This is a genomic window from Streptomyces sp. NBC_00459, assembly GCF_036013955.1.
Lineage (GTDB): Bacteria > Actinomycetota > Actinomycetes > Streptomycetales > Streptomycetaceae > Streptomyces.
Genome location: NZ_CP107903.1, coordinates 237,082 through 252,449 on the forward strand (window position 1 = coordinate 237,082; position 15,368 = coordinate 252,449).

At 70.5% G+C, this 15,368-nt stretch carries 14 protein-coding genes; 5 read left to right on the forward strand and 9 right to left on the reverse strand.

Going from position 1 to position 15,368, the window contains the following annotated elements; genetic code table 11:
• Window positions 1-245 precede the first annotated feature (245 nt).
• The 3 genes from OHN74_RS00765 to OHN74_RS00775 all read left to right on the forward strand — a co-directional run bounded on the left by OHN74_RS00765 (window position 246) and on the right by OHN74_RS00775 (window position 906).
• On the forward strand, window positions 246-446 hold the full coding sequence (locus OHN74_RS00765; protein WP_327700466.1) for a hypothetical protein: 201 nt from the start codon (window positions 246-248) through the stop codon (window positions 444-446).
• On the forward strand, window positions 443-580 hold the full coding sequence (locus tag OHN74_RS00770; protein WP_327692527.1) for a hypothetical protein: 138 nt from the start codon (window positions 443-445) through the stop codon (window positions 578-580). The genes OHN74_RS00765 and OHN74_RS00770 overlap by 4 nt, the downstream gene beginning before the upstream one ends.
• A 164-nt stretch (window positions 581-744) precedes the next feature.
• Complete coding sequence (locus tag OHN74_RS00775; RefSeq protein ID WP_327692528.1) at window positions 745-906, forward strand: hypothetical protein; 162 nt, start codon at window positions 745-747, stop codon at window positions 904-906.
• A 226-nt stretch (window positions 907-1,132) separates the two neighbouring features.
• Here the strand turns inward: OHN74_RS00775 and OHN74_RS00780 are convergent, their stop codons facing one another.
• Both OHN74_RS00780 and OHN74_RS00785 read right to left on the reverse strand, forming a co-directional pair.
• Window positions 1,133-2,089 carry an alpha/beta hydrolase gene (locus OHN74_RS00780; protein WP_327692529.1) on the reverse strand — a complete coding sequence of 319 codons (957 nt, stop codon included), beginning with the start codon at window positions 2,087-2,089 and terminating at the stop codon, window positions 1,133-1,135.
• A complete protein-coding gene (locus tag OHN74_RS00785) occupies window positions 2,086-4,407 on the reverse strand; it encodes a glycoside hydrolase family 78 protein (RefSeq protein WP_327692530.1) in 2,322 nt (773 codons plus the stop codon). Before OHN74_RS00785 ends, OHN74_RS00780 begins: the two co-directional genes overlap by 4 nt.
• A 263-nt stretch (window positions 4,408-4,670) precedes the next feature.
• On the opposite strand from OHN74_RS00785, the gene OHN74_RS00790 reads away from it, so the two are divergent.
• Window positions 4,671-5,315, forward strand: coding sequence for a TetR/AcrR family transcriptional regulator (locus OHN74_RS00790; RefSeq protein ID WP_327692531.1), 645 nt, complete (start codon window positions 4,671-4,673; stop codon window positions 5,313-5,315).
• 551 nt (window positions 5,316-5,866) lie between these two features.
• Here the strand turns inward: OHN74_RS00790 and OHN74_RS00795 are convergent.
• The 7 genes from OHN74_RS00795 to folP form a co-directional block, all read right to left on the reverse strand.
• Complete coding sequence (locus OHN74_RS00795) at window positions 5,867-6,793, reverse strand: LacI family DNA-binding transcriptional regulator (protein ID WP_327692532.1); 927 nt, start codon at window positions 6,791-6,793, stop codon at window positions 5,867-5,869.
• Between the two features lie 226 nt (window positions 6,794-7,019).
• Window positions 7,020-8,102 carry a chorismate-binding protein gene (locus OHN74_RS00800; protein WP_327692533.1) on the reverse strand — a complete coding sequence of 361 codons (1,083 nt, stop codon included), beginning with the start codon at window positions 8,100-8,102 and terminating at the stop codon, window positions 7,020-7,022.
• A 64-nt stretch (window positions 8,103-8,166) separates the two neighbouring features.
• A complete protein-coding gene (locus tag OHN74_RS00805) occupies window positions 8,167-9,030 on the reverse strand; it encodes a bifunctional 5,10-methylenetetrahydrofolate dehydrogenase/5,10-methenyltetrahydrofolate cyclohydrolase (RefSeq protein WP_327692534.1) in 864 nt (287 codons plus the stop codon).
• Window positions 9,031-9,241: 211 nt separating this feature from the next.
• Window positions 9,242-10,147 (reverse strand): formyltetrahydrofolate deformylase, encoded by a 906-nt coding sequence (gene purU, locus OHN74_RS00810; RefSeq protein WP_327692535.1) that lies wholly within the window; start codon window positions 10,145-10,147, stop codon window positions 9,242-9,244.
• Window positions 10,144-11,016, reverse strand: coding sequence for a methylenetetrahydrofolate reductase (locus tag OHN74_RS00815; RefSeq protein WP_327692536.1), 873 nt, complete (start codon window positions 11,014-11,016; stop codon window positions 10,144-10,146). The genes purU and OHN74_RS00815 overlap by 4 nt, the downstream gene beginning before the upstream one ends.
• Before the next feature lie 176 nt (window positions 11,017-11,192).
• On the reverse strand, window positions 11,193-12,536 hold the full coding sequence (locus OHN74_RS00820) for an aminomethyl transferase family protein (RefSeq protein ID WP_327692537.1): 1,344 nt from the start codon (window positions 12,534-12,536) through the stop codon (window positions 11,193-11,195).
• A gap of 164 nt (window positions 12,537-12,700) precedes the next feature.
• A complete protein-coding gene (gene folP, locus OHN74_RS00825) occupies window positions 12,701-13,654 on the reverse strand; it encodes a dihydropteroate synthase (protein ID WP_327692538.1) in 954 nt (317 codons plus the stop codon).
• A gap of 549 nt (window positions 13,655-14,203) precedes the next feature.
• On the opposite strand from folP, the gene OHN74_RS00830 reads away from it, so the two are divergent.
• Window positions 14,204-15,358, forward strand: coding sequence for a substrate-binding domain-containing protein (locus OHN74_RS00830; RefSeq protein ID WP_327692539.1), 1,155 nt, complete (start codon window positions 14,204-14,206; stop codon window positions 15,356-15,358).
• Window positions 15,359-15,368 lie beyond the last annotated feature (10 nt).

The following is a 15,368-nucleotide window of genomic DNA, read 5'->3' on the forward strand; positions in this document are numbered from 1 at the left end:
CGCAGGCGCGTTCCAATGGCATAGTCCATCGCATGGTTCGTCGCTTTGCCCCAAGTGGTGGCGCACGGCCTACCGGTAGTTCGTTACTGAACTTCTTCAGCGTTGCCACTCAAGGGTGAGGACGGCTTTGGCGATTGACGTCATGCGGTTTGGGCTGCATCGGGATCTGACGCCAAGGACGCCCTGGTCATCGCCGACCGGGTGCGACTGATCAACCGCCTGCGCGATGAGCCGGCCGCAAAGCCGTGCTGACCGAGGCGGGGACGGCGTTGATCGAGCCGGCCCGGACGGCTGTGCGCAGCCTGGAGACGGCCCGCGCCGACGTCGCGGCCGAGCATGAACTGGGGGAAGTGGGCCTGGACATCGCGGCCATGCCCTCCCAGGTGGTGGAGCCGCTGACCACGATGATCCGTGCGTCCAGCACCCGCTGTCCCTGGGTGCCGTGAACATCCGGACCGCCTTCACCTCCCGCGATGTCGTCGACATGGCGCGTACCGGCGCCACCGGGCTGGGACTGATCGCCGCATCGAAGCCGTTTGCCGACAAGGACGTGCTCTTCCATGCTGCCGGGGAGCAGTAATTCGTGCTGGTCGCCCCTCCCGACTGACCGTTCCCCGCGGGTCGGCCGGTCGCCTGCGAGGAACCGGCCGGGTCACCCCCGCCAGGCTCAAGCCGGCCGGGGAGCAACTCGCCCGGCGCGCCGAGGTCGCGTTCGCCGGGGCCATCAGCGGCCACCACAACCTGATGGCCAGCGTCATCTGCCGCGACGCCGAGGACTTCTACCACTGCCTCACCAACCAGGTCGCCGCCATCGACGCCTACGAGGTCAGCATCCACGTCCGCCGTCTCAGGCAGGCCGCCTCACTCATCTTCCAGGGCCGCCTCGTCCACACGTCACCCGCCTGACAGCCGGGCCCACTGCGGCGACTGATCCGGGCGCACGTTCCGAAACAACCGGAAGGTCATCACCTACGGCTCCCGCACCAAGGCCGACCGCCGCGACGCCTTCGTCCGGCGCGGACCGGGGAGGTCCGGCGGACACGCTGGTTCCCTTGTGCTCCCGGCGCCCGAGCGAGGAGTTCGCCGTCCACGTCACTCGCCGGGCGCCCGCATAGGTCGCCGGTAGTGCTGCTCAGCGCGGGTGGCGAAGACCCTGGCAGAGGGCTGTGATCACGTCCGCATTCATCCGGGTGGCCACTGCGGCCCGGCTGCCCTGGTTGGCGCCGTGGAACGTACCGGGATACAGGTGCAGTTCGGTGAGCACGGCAGCCTGCGCGAGCCGCTGGGCGTAGGCGATGGCCTCGTCGCGCAACGGGTCGAACTGGGCGGCGCCGACGAACGCGGGCGGCAGTCCGGACAGGTCCTCGGCGCGGGCGGGAGCCGCGTAGCAGGGCACGTCGTCCCTTCCCCGTACGCCGTCTCCGAGAAAGTGGTCCCAGCTGAGTTCGGCGTCGGGCCGGCTCCAGCCCGGGGTGTCGGTGTAGGCGCGCATCGACTCGGTGAGCAGGCGGTCGTCGAGCACGGGGGTGAGCAGGCACTGGAAGCACAGGTTCGGGCCGCCCCGGTCCCGGGTGAGGAGGGTCAGCGCGGCGGCCAGGGCCCCACCCGCGCTCTCTCCGAAGACCCCGATCCGGGTCGCGTCGATGCCCAGGCCTGCCGCGTTCTTGGTAACCCACTCCAGGGCGGCGAAGCAGTCGTCGAGCGCGGCCGGGTAGGGGTGCTCGGGCGCGAGACGGTACTCCACCAGTACGACGGCCGCTCCCGTCTCCGCTGCCAGGCGGCGGGCGTCGGCGTCCGAGGCGGCGATGGAGCCGAGGACGAAGCCGCCGCCGTGGAGGTACAGCAGTCCCGGGACCTCGTCCTGGCCCACGGGACGGTGGACGCGCACCGCGACGGGCGGGGCGTCCGTGGGTCCGGGCACCAGCTCGTCCCGGACGGTCAGCGGCACGGGCGGCTCGTACGGGGGCTGGTAGGCCAGGCCTCGGATCATGCCGGCGCGGGCGGCCTCGTGGTCGGTGAAGTCGAACAGGGCGACGAACTCCAGGCGGGGCGCCAGCTCGGGGTCGATGGGGTAGGACGGGTCGGTCATCGGAGGTCCTCTGCGGTGGTGGGCCAGGGGGTGCGGAAGGAGTGCCGGCCGGGACCGGCCTCGACGGGCGCGCTACCGGGCATCTCCACGGTGGCTGTGGCGCCGTCCGCGACGAGGACGTCCAGGCGCAGTTCACCGTTCTCGATCCGCCAGGAGGACTCCGCGCGGCCGTACGGCGTCTCGTGTGCCGCGTCGGCCCAGGTGATGCCGCCGCCGGGCAGCGGGCGGAACCGGATCCGTCGGTAGCCGGGCTCGGCGGGTGCCAGTCCCGCGACGGTGCGGTGGAGCCAGTCGGCGACAGCCCCGTAGGAGTAGTGGTTGAGTGAGTTCAGGGGCGAGGGGTTGAGGCTGCCGTCGGGCAGTACGGCGTCCCAGCGTTCCCAGATCGTGGTGGCGCCACGGTCCACCTGGTACAGCCAGGAGGGGCACTCGCGTTGGGTCAGAAGCCGGTAGGCGGTGTCGGCGTGGCCGGTGTCGGTGAGCGCGTCGCAGATCAGCGGGGTGCCGAGGAAGCCGGTGCCGATGCGGTGGCCTCGTGCGGCGACCAGCGCGGCCAACCGCTCACCGGCCCGGCCGCGTTCGGCGTCATCGTCGATCAGCCGGAAGCACAGCGCCAGCGCGTACGCGGTCTGGGTCTCCTCGTGGAGCAGGCCGCCACCGCGATGGAAGCGGTCCCGGAACGCCTCGCGCACCGAGTCGGCGAGCGCGTGATAGTGAGCGGCGTCCTCCTTCTCCCCCAGCACCTCCGCGGTACGGGCCAGCAGCCGGGCCGAGTACGCGAAGTAGGCGGTGGCGACCAGTGGTCCGGAGGTGCTCGACTTCGGGGGCATCGACGGGGGCGCGGTCGGGTCGAGCCAGTCGCCGAACTGGAAGCCCTCGCCCCACACATGACCCGGTCCGGCGACCGCGTCCACGGTGTCGACCCAGCCACGCATGGACGGGTACTGGGCACGGAGCACCTCAGTGTCGCCGTACCGCTCGTAGAGGGTCCACGGGACGACGACGGTCGCGTCGCCCCAGCCCGCCATGGGCCGATTGCCGCTGGGCGGCGGGGCACTCTGGAAACGCAGCGGAACCGCGGGGCTCATCACCGGCGGCACCCCGTCCTCGTCCGCGGCCTGTTCGGCGGCCAGATCCCGCAGCCAGGAGGCGAGGAAGTCCCGGACGTCGTACAGGAAAGAGGCAGTGGGAGCGAAGACCTGGGCGTCGCCCGTCCAGCCCAGCCGCTCGTCGCGCTGCGGGCAGTCGGTGGGCACGTCGAGGAAGTTGCCGCGCATGCTCCACACGACGTTCTCGTGCAGTCGCTCCAGGGAAGGGTCGGAGCAGGCGAACCAGCCGGTGCGCCGCAGGTCGCTGTGCAGGACCACGGCGGTGATGTCTCCGGGACCCAACTCACCGGGCCAGCCTTCGAGTTCAGCGTAGCGGAAGCCGTGGAAGGTGAACCGGGGCTCCCACTCCTCCGCATCCGCGTCGCCCCGCAGGACATAGCGGTCGGTGGCCTCGGCGCCCCCCAGTGAGCGGGCGGACGGCGTCCCGTTCTCCAGGACCTCCGTGTGGCGCAGGGTGACGGTGTGGCCGGCCTCGCCACGGACGCGGATGCGCAGCCGGCCGACCAGGTTCTGCCCGAAGTCGACCACGACGCGCCCCTGGTCGTTCCCGCTCACACAGACCGGTCCGAACTCCTCGACCCTGCGGACCGGCGGGCTGTCCGCGGGGAAGAGGACAGAGGGGTCGAAGCCGCCGAGGATCTGTACCGGCGGCCAGGCGGAGTCGTCGAATCCCGGTGCGCTCCAACCGGGCTGTTCGAGGCGGGCGTCGTGCGTTTCGCCCTCGTACAGCCCGGTCACGACGACCGGCCCGGTGCCCGCGCGCCAGCCGGGTCCGGTGGTGACGGTCTGGGTGGTGCCGTCGGCGTAGGTGATGTGGAGTTCCGCGAGCAGGCCGGTGCGCGAGCCGTACAGGTTGCGGGTGCCGCCGTTGAAGCCGAGCAGTCCCCGGTACCAGCCGTCGGCCAGGTGGGCGCCCCAGGCGTTGGGGCCCGGCCGCAACAGACCGGCGACGTCGAACGTCTGGTACCGGTGCCGGTGGTGATAGCTCGTCCAGCCCGGGGCGAGCACGACGTCGCCGACGACCGTGCCGTTCAGCTCCGTCTCGTACACGCCCAGGGCTGTGATCAGCATGCGGGCGCTGTGCACCGGCCCGCGCACGGTGAAACCGGTACGCAGCAGCGTGCCGGGTCCTGGCGAGTCGGAGGGGGCGCCGGCCGGGGAAACCGATGGGGCGGAAATGACCTGTGCGGTCCACTGGTGCTGGGGCATTTCGTCCTTCTGGCGAAGCGGGGCGGGTGCAGGTGCGGGGCGCGGGCGGGCCGAGGACGGCTCGATGAGTGACATTCGCGACCGCCGCCCCCGGCCCTTCCTCCTGCTGATTCAGAGGCGGGATCGGCATGCGCTGCCCGGCAACGGCGCCGCGACGGACGGTGTGATGCCGGAACAGCCCGTCAGTCCGTTGGTCGGCGGGATCAGGGTAGGCCGTAAAAACCATCACAGCAATGGTTTTTATGGCTGGGTACGATGCCGCCATGCCGAGGCAGAGAAGAACCGGAAGCTACGCGGTGGGCCGTGCCCGGCAGGACGCCATCCTGGACACCGCCACCGAGCGTTTCGCCGAGACCGGCTATCACCGCACGTCGATGGGCCGGATCGCGGCGGACGTCGGCCTCAGCGAGCCCGGGCTGAGGCATCACTTCCCCACGAAGAAGCACCTGCTCGTCGCGGTCGCCGGCCGCCGCTTCGACCTGCTCGCCGCCTGGGCCAGGGAAGCGCCTCGGCCCGATGACGGCACCCGCCCCTTCCGTGTGATGCTCAGCATCACGGAACGAATGGTCACCCAACCGGGACTCATCGAGCTGTTCGTCCTGATGTCGGCGGAGGCCGCCGGCCCCGGCAGCCCCGCACACGACCTGTACGCCACCCACTACAGCCAAGTGGTGCGGGCGATCACGGGAGAGTTCCACAGCGCCGCCGAACAGGGCTTCCTCAGGGCCGACATCGACTATGAGGCCGTCGCCCGGCGCTACATCGCCATGAGCGACGGACTGCAGCTCCAGTGGGTGCTGAGCGGTGGCACGCTCGATCTCGTCGGACTCATGCGCGGCTATCTTGAGCAGCTCGCCCTTACCTTGCAGACCTCGCCGGCCCCTCTCGATCCGACTCCAGTCGTCTGAAGCCGCCCTGCCGGGCTCGACTCTCCGGGGTGCCCAAGTGCCCGAGTGGCCGAGCGGAGATCCGAGGTCGCCGATCCGGACCATGGCGCGTACCGGTGATCGGGCACGGACGCGGCCTGCGCGACCACGGCGACGAGTGCACTGCCTGGTGACCTCGCCGGATCAGCGGCGCCCGTGACGGGAAGTCCGGTCGGTGCACGGGCCGTTGGCACAGCCGCGCTCTCCCCGAACTCTCCCGAACCCTCTTGAGGAGCCCCGCTCTCAGGGAGCGTGCCGACCGGCCCACCGGCTGCCGATCGCGGCCCCGGCGATGTCGCCCGCTCGCCTGTCCGGCCCGACGGCGGCGCGGCCACACCGACAGGATCACCCTCACCCACGGGCTGAAGGAGGAGAGCACCCGCACCATCCTCGCGAAGCACCCGTGGGCGCCGATTCGAAGGCACCGTGTGAACGCGACACACCGCGCACGCCGCGCGCCCTGGGCCGGGCTTCGCCGTCGCCTTCGCGTCCGAAGTTCCGGCTCCTGCTTTCCGCAACCGGGCCCGTGGCGATCACGCCGACTCGCGGACCACAATCCTGCCCGGCGGGGGCGTCAGCTCGCCCGGGTCGATGCCGAGGGCGTTGCGGGCCGCGATCCGTCCGAGGATTTCGGCGTCGATGTGGACCGTGGTGAGTGCGGGGGTCGACAGGGAGCCGTACTCGGTCTCGTCGAAGCCGATCACCGCCACGTCCTCGGGCACCCGCAGCCCGAGGTCGCTCAGGGCCGTCAGGGCGCGTAGCGCGATGTCGTCGTCGAAGGCGGCCAAGGCGGTCACGTCCGTGTGGGCGGCGAGGAACGTCTCGACGGCGGCGGCGCCGGCCCGACGGGGACGCGGCACGACAAAGCGCTCCAAGAGCGGAAGCCCCAGCCGCCGAACGGCCTCCTGGGCGAATCCGAGCCGGGCCTCGGTCAGCGGGTACTCGCGGTCGGTCATGCCCATCGCGATCCGGGTGTGCCCGCGTTCGGCGAGGTATCCGATCTGCAGCGCGGCGTTGGCGGCGAACCCGTTCTCCCAGTCCTCCTCGGTCGGTTCCTGTCCCTGCAGGTAGGCCTCGCCGAGCCGCAGCACCGCCCTCGGCGCGATGGTGTCCAGCACCTGCTGCGTAGCCTCCGGGATCGCGTGCCCATGGCGGACCAGGAGGATGTGGCCGTGCTCGGCCAGTTCCTCGTCCAGGCCCCGGACGTAACTCCGGGAGAAGTTGCCCTCCATGCCCCAGTCGACATTGAGCACGACGATGCGCGACGAGCCCTCGCGCAGCGCGCGGGCGATGCCGTGTACGACGTATCCCAGGTCCTGAGCGGCCTCCATGACCCGCTCACGGGTGGCCGCCGAGATCGTCTGCCGTGGGTCGTCGTTCAGCACGAAACTCACCGTGGCCCTCGACACGCCGGACGCCTTCGCCACGTCGGTCAACGTCACTCGGCCAGAACGGCCCATGGCGGCACACTCCTCTCCGTCGGACCGGGCACACCCGCTCGCATGTGGTGTCGCCAAAATAGTGGCGACCGGCTTCTAGAACGATTAAGCGTCGGACCTCAGCGTACGCGGCTAGATCGTTACAGTCCTTCACCACCTGAGCCAGACCGATGTGCGCCCGTACGCTCCATGTCTCAGGACTCCCTCTTCTGCCGCCACCCCGAAACCTGGCTCAGCGGGGGTCCGTTCAGGCGGATCGCCCGAAGGCCCCGCCGCCCGGAGAGCGAGCTGCGGAGCCATGCTCAGATATTCCGTCCGCGCTCGACGCTATGGAAAGCAGCCGCCGCGCCTTCAGTTCGGTTTCCTGCCACTCCCGCTCGGGCTCCGAACCCCAGGTGATTCCTGCCCCCGTGCCGAATCTGAGGAGCCCCGCCGACCTGTCGATCCAGAAGGTGCGGATACCGACGGCCAGTTCCCCGCAGCCTCGGTCCGCGTCGACCCAGCCGATCCCGCCGCAGTAGGGGCCACGCGCCGACGTCTCCAGTGCCGCGATGATCCGCAGGGCGCTCTCCTTGGGAGCCCCGGTGACCGATCCGGGCGGGAACGTCGCCGCCAGCAGCTCGGGCCAGCCCGCGCCGTCGCGCAGTCGCCCGCGCACCGTGGACACCAGGTGGACGAGCCCTGGATGCTTTTCCACGGCGCACAGATCGGGGACGGCCACGGAGCCGGGGACACAGACGCGGCCGAGGTCGTTGCGGACCAGGTCGACGATCATCACGTTCTCCGCGTAGTCCTTCTCCAGCAGGTCCGCCTCGGTCCGGCCGGTTCCCTTGATGGGGCCCGACGCGATGCTCCTGCCGGCGCGTCGCACGAAGAGTTCCGGGGAGGCGGTGGCCACCTCGATGCCGTGCCGGGGGATACGGACGACACCTGCGTACGGTGCCGGGTTGTGCCGGGCCAGCAGTCCGGCCAGCGCCGCGACATCGGCGTCCGCCGCGACCGGCGCGGACAGGACCCGGCAGAGGTTCGCCTGGTAGACCTCACCCGCGGCGATGTGCTCGCGGATACGCGTCACCCCGTTCGTGTACGCGGCACGGTCGAGCGAGGTGGACCACGTCCCGGTACCCGGCCCGCGCCACGGCGACGCAGGCAGGACATGGCCCTCGGCCTGTCGCACGTCGCTGAACCGGGCGCACGTCAGGTGACCCTCGAAATCGGCCACGACGGCCCAGAAGCCCTCGGAGTCCAGTGCCGAGGGGTCGCTGGTGACGTCCACGAGACCCGTTGCGAGATGCCCGCCGAGAAGGGCCATCGGAGCAAGCAGCCCCATTCCGCACCTCCTGTGATGTGTCGTGCCGTGCATCGAGCTGTCAGGGCTCCCCCGTACGGAGCACTCAGGCCACAACGGCCTCGCGTTCGGCGCCCCATTGAGCCGCGCGCAGGGTGTTGACCATGAGCATGGCTATGGTCATGGGACCCACGCCGCCGGGGACCGGAGTGATGCGACCGGCGATGCCGTCGAGCTCGGCGGACCGGACGTCGCCGCTCAGGCCGGCGGGCGTGCGGTGGATGCCCACGTCGATGACGACCGCGCCGGGCGTGACGTGTTCGGGGCCGATGAGGCCGCGGACGCCGGTGGCGACCACGACGATGTCGGCGGGCCTGGTGACGGCGGCGAGGTCGGTGGTGAACTCGTGGGCGACCGTCACGGTCGCTCCTCGCCGCAGCAGCAGGTGGGTCAGGGGCTTGCCGACGAGTTCGCCCCAGCCGACCACGGCGACGCGGGCGCCCTGGATGGGAATGTCCTCGGCGTCGAGGAGTTCGATGACGCCGCTGGGTGTGCACGGGCGCAGGCCGCGCTCGCCCCGGGCCAGCAGACCCGCGCTGGCGGTGGTGAGGCCGTCGACGTCCTTGGTGACGGGTATGCGGTCGATCAGCGTGGCCGCGTCGAGCTGCCGGGGCAGCGGTAGCTGGAGCAGGATGCCGGAGACCCGCGGGTCGGCGGCCAGTTCGTCGATCACCCCGGCCACGTCGTCCTGGGTGGCGTGCTGGGGCAGGAATCGGTGGAAGTCGCGCATGCCGGCTTCCTTGATGGCGCGCCGTTTGGCGGCGACGTACACGGCGCTGGCCGGATCGTCGCCGACCAGAATGGTCGCCAGGCCGGGAACCCTCCCCGAACCCGCGGCGGTGGCGACCTCCTCGGCGACCTGTGAACGGATCCGCTGGGCGATGGTGGTGCCGTTGATCGTGGTGGTCATGGTGGCGAACCGCTTTCTTGCGATGAGGAACGATTCGCCCGGGTGAAAGGGGTGTGCCGGGCGCGGTTGCCGTGGCCGCGCGTGTACGGCGCCGCGGCCGGGCCGGCCGTCGCGGCGGCCGGCCCGCCGCATGGGGTGTGGCGCACGACAGGACTGTCCATTCCCTGCACCGGGCGGTTTCCCTGTCCGTGGGATCTCCCGCGTCCCTCCGTCAGGCGAAGACGATGGTGTGGTTGCCGTCGCGGATGACGCGGTCCTCGGCGTGCCACAGCACGGCGCGGGAGAGCACCGCGCGTTCCACGTCGGCGCCGCGACGGGTGAGGTCGGTGGCGGTGTGGGCGTGGGTGACGCGGACGACGTCCTGCTCGATGATCGGCCCCTCGTCGAGGTCCTGGGTGACGTAGTGGGCGGTGGCGCCCACGAGTTTCACTCCCCGCTGCTTGGCCTTGGCGTAGGGGCCGGCGCCGATGAAGGCGGGCAGGAAGGAATGGTGGATGTTGATGATCGGGACGCCGACGTTGTCGATGAAGTCGCCGGAGAGGATCTGCATGTAGCGGGCGAGGACGACGAAGTCGACGTTGCCCCGTAGCAGCCGCAGGTGCTCGGCCTCGGCGGCGGCCTTGTCCGCGCCCTGGCAGGGGACGTGGAAGAAGGGGATGCCGAAACCGCGTACTTCGTCGGCCACATCGGGGTGGTTGGAGACCACCATGGCGACGGTGACGGGGAGTTGGCCCTGCCGGTGGCGCCAGAGCAGGTCGAGCAGGCAGTGGTCGGACTTCGAGGCGAAGATCGCGACCCGTTTGGGCACCGACAGGTCGCGCAGTGTGTAGCTCAGCCCGAACGTGTTCACGAGGTGCTGGTCGAGGTCCGCCCGCAGTGCGGGCAGCGCGACCCGGAGGTTGTCCAGGCCGAAGACGGTGCGCTGGAAGAAGGCGCCGCCCTGCGGGTTGTCGGAGTACTGGTCGAGGGAGACGATGTTGGCGCCGTGGCCGCCGAGGACCGTTGTCACGGCGGCGACGATGCCCGTTGCGTCGGCGCCCTGCACGATGAGCGAGGCCTGCTGGACGGGCGGCTTGCCCGTTGCGGTGCGGGCCGGGGCGTCTTGCGTGAGGGTCATGCCAGGCTTTCCTTCCGGAAGCGGGCGGCCCAGTCCGAGGTGGCCTTGAGCCCGCCGAACGTATAGAAGTGGATCTTCAGTTCGCCGTGGCGGCCCGGATCGTGGGCCTCGGCGAGGTCGTGCAGGAATCGGTCAGGGCCCGCGGTGCCCATGAGGTTGGTCAGGGAGAAGCCGTATTTCCTGACGACCGACGCGCTGGTGCCGACGCCGAATCGTGCCGCGTACCCCATGAGCCGGCGCACTCCGGCGGGACCGGGCACCCCGATCCTGACCGGGAGCCCGATACCACGGCTGCGGACCTGTTCCACCCAGGCGAGCACCGGGTCGACGTCGAACCCGAACTGCGTGATGATGCCGCCCTCCAGGGGCTGCTCGGCGAGTGCCACGTGCTTGTCGCACAGCGCGGACCAGAGGGTGGCGCCGTCGATCGCGGGGTGCCCTTCGGGGTATCCGCTGATGCCGACGTGGCGCACTCCGTACTCCTCCAGCAGCCTGGTCTCGATCAGCGACAGGGAGTCGGCGTAGGGGCCCTCGGGGTGTGCCGGATCTCCGCCGACGACGAACACGTTGTCGGACGTCCCGTCGGCGTGCAGGCCGGCCAGGAAGCGCTCGAAGTCGTCGCGCGATCCGAGGCGGCGGGCGGATATGTGCGGCACGGGCACGAACCCGAGCCGCTTGACCGCCCGGGCCGCGTCCAGGCGCATCTGGAGGTCCTCGTTGCCGAGGAAGGTGACATTGACCCGGGTGCCCTGGGGAATGGATTCGCTGGCTTCCTCCAGTTTGGGAATGTCCTTCGCCGTCATCTCCAGGGAGAAGTCCTCAAGCAATGATGTGCTGACCGCTGTTCGTGTCGTGGTGGCGGGAGTCATCGTCTTTCGTCTCGCTTTCTCGTCCGGGGGGCGAATGCTGGGCACCCGGGGCACCGCCGAGGCGGAGGATCAAGCCCTGCGCCGCCCCCGCGCGCCGTCACCAGGGCGCGGGGGCTGGACGGCGGAGGGAGCTCCGTGGCGCGGGGCCGGCGCGATGCGCGTGCGGCCGGCTGTCGTCAGCGGTCGCGGCGGTAGAGGGTGCGCGCGTGCTGGTTGAACGGGGAGGGCTGCACGGTGGCACGGATACGGGGGAATCCGAGGTCGGCCCCGGGGTCGGTGCCTGCACCGGGGTGCTCGCCCCAGGCCACCGTCACCTCTGTGCCCGGTACGGCGTGCTCGGAGTCGATCAGGGTCTGCGCGAGGACCGTGCCCATCGGGTCGATCGACGCGGTCTGCATCGTCGTCCCGACCAGGCCCGCAGCGGTCTCCACCCGGTGGCGGGCGTAGGTGAGCACGAAGCCGGGATCCTCGCCACCGCCGAGGTCACGGCGTACGTCATCGGCGTCGAGAACGAGGGTGACCTTGGTGCGGCGCACCTCGTCCTTGGCCTTCTCCAAGGCGTCGCGACCGACGAAGTCGTGGTTGAAGGAGATCATCTTCCCGTAGCCCAGCTCGTACGGGGAGACGTAGTAGTCCTCGATGTCCTCGCTGAAGTAGCTGCCGTTCAGCGGACGTTTGCCCTCGATGCCGAACAGGGGCAGCTGTCGGCGGTACTCCAGCAGTTCGGGGTCGGTGTAGATGCCGGGCACCGGTGAGGGGATCCAGCCGCTCTCCACGCTCGGCGTGGTGTAGGCCAGTGCGCCCACCTGGACCAGGCCGAGCGGCTCGCCGGTCTTCAGGAACTTCTCGTGGACGTAACCGGCGTGCTCCCAGTGGCCGATGAACTCGAATCCGGCCTGGCCGGCCATACCATGGCGCAGGGCACGCAGGGGGCGTCCGTCGAGGGTGACCGCGGTGGAGTGGAAGAACTTCGTCTCCGGCAGCGGTCCGCCGAACGCGCGCTCGACCAGTTCCACGGCCAGCGGGCCCTGGATCTGGTAGCGGAAGAGCTTCGGGTCGCCGCCGCCCTGGCGGAAGGCGGAGGACGGGTCGGTGACGAAGCCGACGTCGTAGCCGCCCTTCTCCGCGTGGTACTGCACCCAGTGCTGTGCGGCCGGGATGCCGCTGAGCAGGTACTTGTTCTCGCCCTCACGGGCGAGGATCCCGTCGGTGACGATGTGGCCGCCCCGGGTGACCGGCACGTACTGCTTGGCCTGGCCGATCGCGAACTTCTCGAAGTTGTTCGCGCCGTGGTCGGCCAGCACCTGCGTGGCGTCGGGGCCCTCGATCCACATGTCGTACATGTGATGCGAGAGGTTGAGCAGGGCCACGCCCTCGTGCCACGCGGCCTGCTCCCGGCGCCAGCCGGAGAACTCGCGCGCGACCACCTCGGGGGTCCACGGCTCGGCGCCCGGCTTCCACAGCAGATTGATCGCCGATCCGGCCTTGTCGATGCCGTCCTGGAGGGAGGGAATTGTCATCTGCGGGTCCTTCTCGTCGTTCGCCGGAATGTGTTCCGGCGTGAACTAGATCGATCTAGTGCTATATCGATCCAGCACGTTAGCGCAGCAACCTCATTCAGGTGACTACGGCGTTACGAATGCATTGCGTGCGCCACTTGCACCCTGCGGGCGCTCGCCGGCGCTCACGGACACGCGCCGGTGCCCAGGCGTCTCCCCAGGCATCCAGGGGCACTCAAGGTCGGGCCCGTCGCGGTCGAGGGCGCCACGTACGCGGCGGCCATGCGCACCGCGTCGAGGCTCGCGCGGACGTCGTGCACGCGAACACAGAACGCGCCCGCCGCAGCGGCGAGCGCGGAGACGGCGGCCGTCGCCGGGTCCCGCCCTCCGGGCGGCACGTCGCCGGCCCCTCCGCTCGCGAGGGCCGCGCCGATGAAGCGTTTTCTCGACGCGCCGACGAGCAGGGGGAACCCCGACTGCCGCAGCGTCCCCAGGCCGGCCAGGAGCGTCCAGTCGTGCTCGGTCCGTTTGGAGAAGCCGAGTCCTGGGTCGAGGACGATACGGGCCGGGTCGATCCCCTGTGCCGTCAACTGCCTTACGCGTGAGTCGAGTTCGGCAGCGACCTCGGCGACGACGTCACGGTACTCGGCGTGGCGGTCCATCTCCCGGCTGGGCGCACGCCAGTGCGTGGCGACGTACAGGACGCCGGCCGCGGCGATCGCCGGTGCCATGTCCGGGTCGGCCAGACCGCCACTGACGTCGTTTACCAGACACGCTCCCGCTTCGACGGCGGCCCGGGCCACGGGGGCGTGCATCGTGTCGATGCTCACGCGCACCCCGGCGCGGGCGAGTTCACTCACCACCGGGACGGTCCGGGCCAGCTCCTCGGCCACGGCCACGGGCCGCGCTCCCGGCCGGGTCGACTCGCCGCCCACGTCGACGATGTCCGCACCCTGGGCGGCAAGCTCCAGCCCTCGGGCGATCGCCTGCCGGGTCCGCGCGTACAGGCCGCCGTCGGAGAAGGAGTCGGGTGTCACGTTGAGGATGCCCATCACCAGACACCGGCCCGGCCGGGGCAGTCCCTCCGGCCGTGGGGATGCCCCCGGCTGCCGGGCGGCCGGGCTTTCCGTGGTTGACATCGGCGGCAACCTCCTTGGTCCCGCTCCTGCGGGGACGAGATGCTAAATCGATTTTGTCGGACGACGCAAGAGTTTCGCTAAATCGTTCTAGTACGCTGCGCGGGCAGATGCAGGAATGGTGGGAGCGATCGTAGGGGCCGTCACACCCCCACCGGTCGAAAGCTGATGTTGCGCCCCGAACGGGCACGGGCCGGGCGTCCGCGTCAGGACTGCGGCGACCTCGCATACGGGTGGCCGGCGGGCCGGGGCAGTGCGGGAAGCGCAATCTTTGGTTGTCTCCCACGCCCTTCCGCGTGCCGGCCCATGTCCCGAGACTTCCCGCAATCGATCGCTCATCGGCCCGCCGACCGGGCCTGTGCGGCGCGGCGGGAGTGAGCGATGGACACCGTGCCCCATGGCCACCGGACAGCGCACACGCGGGCCCGACGCGGCCCGGACTCCCCTTCCCCTCGGACTCGTCCCCACCACGGCAATCGCCCTGAGCGGCACCCGGCGGTGGCATGTGCCCGCCCGGGACAGCGCGAACTCTCGACCATGGAGGTACAAGCAATGGCGCTTACCAGAAGAGGGTGGCCGGCCCTGGCCACGGCCCTGCTCCTCGCGTCGGCGGTGCTGGCAGGATGCGGCTCCGGCGGCGGCACCGCCTCGTCGGGCAGCACCGTCTCCGCCTCGGGCCTCAGCACGGCCGAGAAGAAGGTGGCGGCTCTCCAGGCCGGGGTCAGTGACTACCCCGTCCCCACCACCGACGTGCGGGGCGTCGCCGGGTTCAAGGGTCGCAAGGTCTACTACATCCCGTTCCTCCAGCAGATCCCCGCCTTCGCGGACGCGGCACGGTCGATGCGCGAGGCGCTCGCCAGGGCCGGGCTCTCCCAGCAGGTGTGTGACGGCAAGGCCCAGCCCAGCGCGATCGCCGCCTGCGTCCAGCAGGCCATCGCGGCGGACGCCGCCGGAATCATCCTGGAAGCCGTCCCCTACGGCATGGCCCAGAACGCCCTCGACACGGCCAAGGCCAAGGGCATCCCGATCGTCGTCGCGGACCAGGACCCCCCGGCCGGTTTCACCAACAGCAACCAGGTGGCCTACATACCGGGGGCGACCACTCAGGCGAGCGCCATCGCCTGGTGGGTCATCGCCGACTCCAGGGGCAAGGCCGATCTGATCATCACGGAGTCGGCCGACAACCCGTCGGCGACGAAGTACGTGACCGACTCGCTTCCCATCTACAAGAAGTACTGCCCCGGCTGCACCGTCGAGGTCAAGGTGATCACCGCCTCGACGCCGGCGCTGCTGGCCTCGAACGCGAGCTCCAACATCCTGGCCAACCCGAAGGCCACCTACTACTTCACCCAGTTCGAGGACAGCCTCCAGCCCACCATCCAGGGCATCCAGCAGTCGGGGCGCGCTTCCGGCATCTCCCTGTCCGTGACGGCGGGTTCGGTGAACGGCCTGGGCCTGCTCAAGGGCGACTCGGCGGTCAAGGCCGTCGTGGCCGTGGACATGGCCTATGCCGGATATGCCATGACCGACCAGATCCTGCGCATGATGACGAGCTCCGGGCCCGTCGAGGAGACCTTCCCGATGCGGCTGTTCACCGAGCAGAACATCGCCGGCATCAAGGTGACGGCCGCCGCCCAGACCTCCGGTGAGTGGTTCGGTGACGCGTCGTTCCACGAGGACTTCGCCAGGCTCTGGGGTGTCTCGTGACGAAGGGGTA

What these genes read in the sequence shown, in the direction of transcription:
- OHN74_RS00775 (WP_327692528.1), top strand. Translation starts at nt 745, where the DNA reads ATGGCCAGCGTCATCTGCCGCGACGCCGAGGACTTCTACCACTGCCTC.
- OHN74_RS00780 (WP_327692529.1), bottom strand. Translation starts at nt 2,089, where the DNA reads ATGACCGACCCGTCCTACCCCATCGACCCCGAGCTGGCGCCCCGCCTG.
- OHN74_RS00785 (WP_327692530.1), bottom strand. Translation starts at nt 4,407, where the DNA reads ATGCCCCAGCACCAGTGGACCGCACAGGTCATTTCCGCCCCATCGGTT.
- OHN74_RS00790 (WP_327692531.1), top strand. Translation starts at nt 4,671, where the DNA reads ATGCCGAGGCAGAGAAGAACCGGAAGCTACGCGGTGGGCCGTGCCCGG.
- OHN74_RS00795 (WP_327692532.1), bottom strand. Translation starts at nt 6,793, where the DNA reads ATGGGCCGTTCTGGCCGAGTGACGTTGACCGACGTGGCGAAGGCGTCC.
- OHN74_RS00800 (WP_327692533.1), bottom strand. Translation starts at nt 8,102, where the DNA reads ATGGGGCTGCTTGCTCCGATGGCCCTTCTCGGCGGGCATCTCGCAACG.
- OHN74_RS00805 (WP_327692534.1), bottom strand. Translation starts at nt 9,030, where the DNA reads ATGACCACCACGATCAACGGCACCACCATCGCCCAGCGGATCCGTTCA.
- purU (WP_327692535.1), bottom strand. Translation starts at nt 10,147, where the DNA reads ATGACCCTCACGCAAGACGCCCCGGCCCGCACCGCAACGGGCAAGCCG.
- OHN74_RS00815 (WP_327692536.1), bottom strand. Translation starts at nt 11,016, where the DNA reads ATGACTCCCGCCACCACGACACGAACAGCGGTCAGCACATCATTGCTT.
- OHN74_RS00820 (WP_327692537.1), bottom strand. Translation starts at nt 12,536, where the DNA reads ATGACAATTCCCTCCCTCCAGGACGGCATCGACAAGGCCGGATCGGCG.
- folP (WP_327692538.1), bottom strand. Translation starts at nt 13,654, where the DNA reads ATGTCAACCACGGAAAGCCCGGCCGCCCGGCAGCCGGGGGCATCCCCA.
- OHN74_RS00830 (WP_327692539.1), top strand. Translation starts at nt 14,204, where the DNA reads ATGGCGCTTACCAGAAGAGGGTGGCCGGCCCTGGCCACGGCCCTGCTC.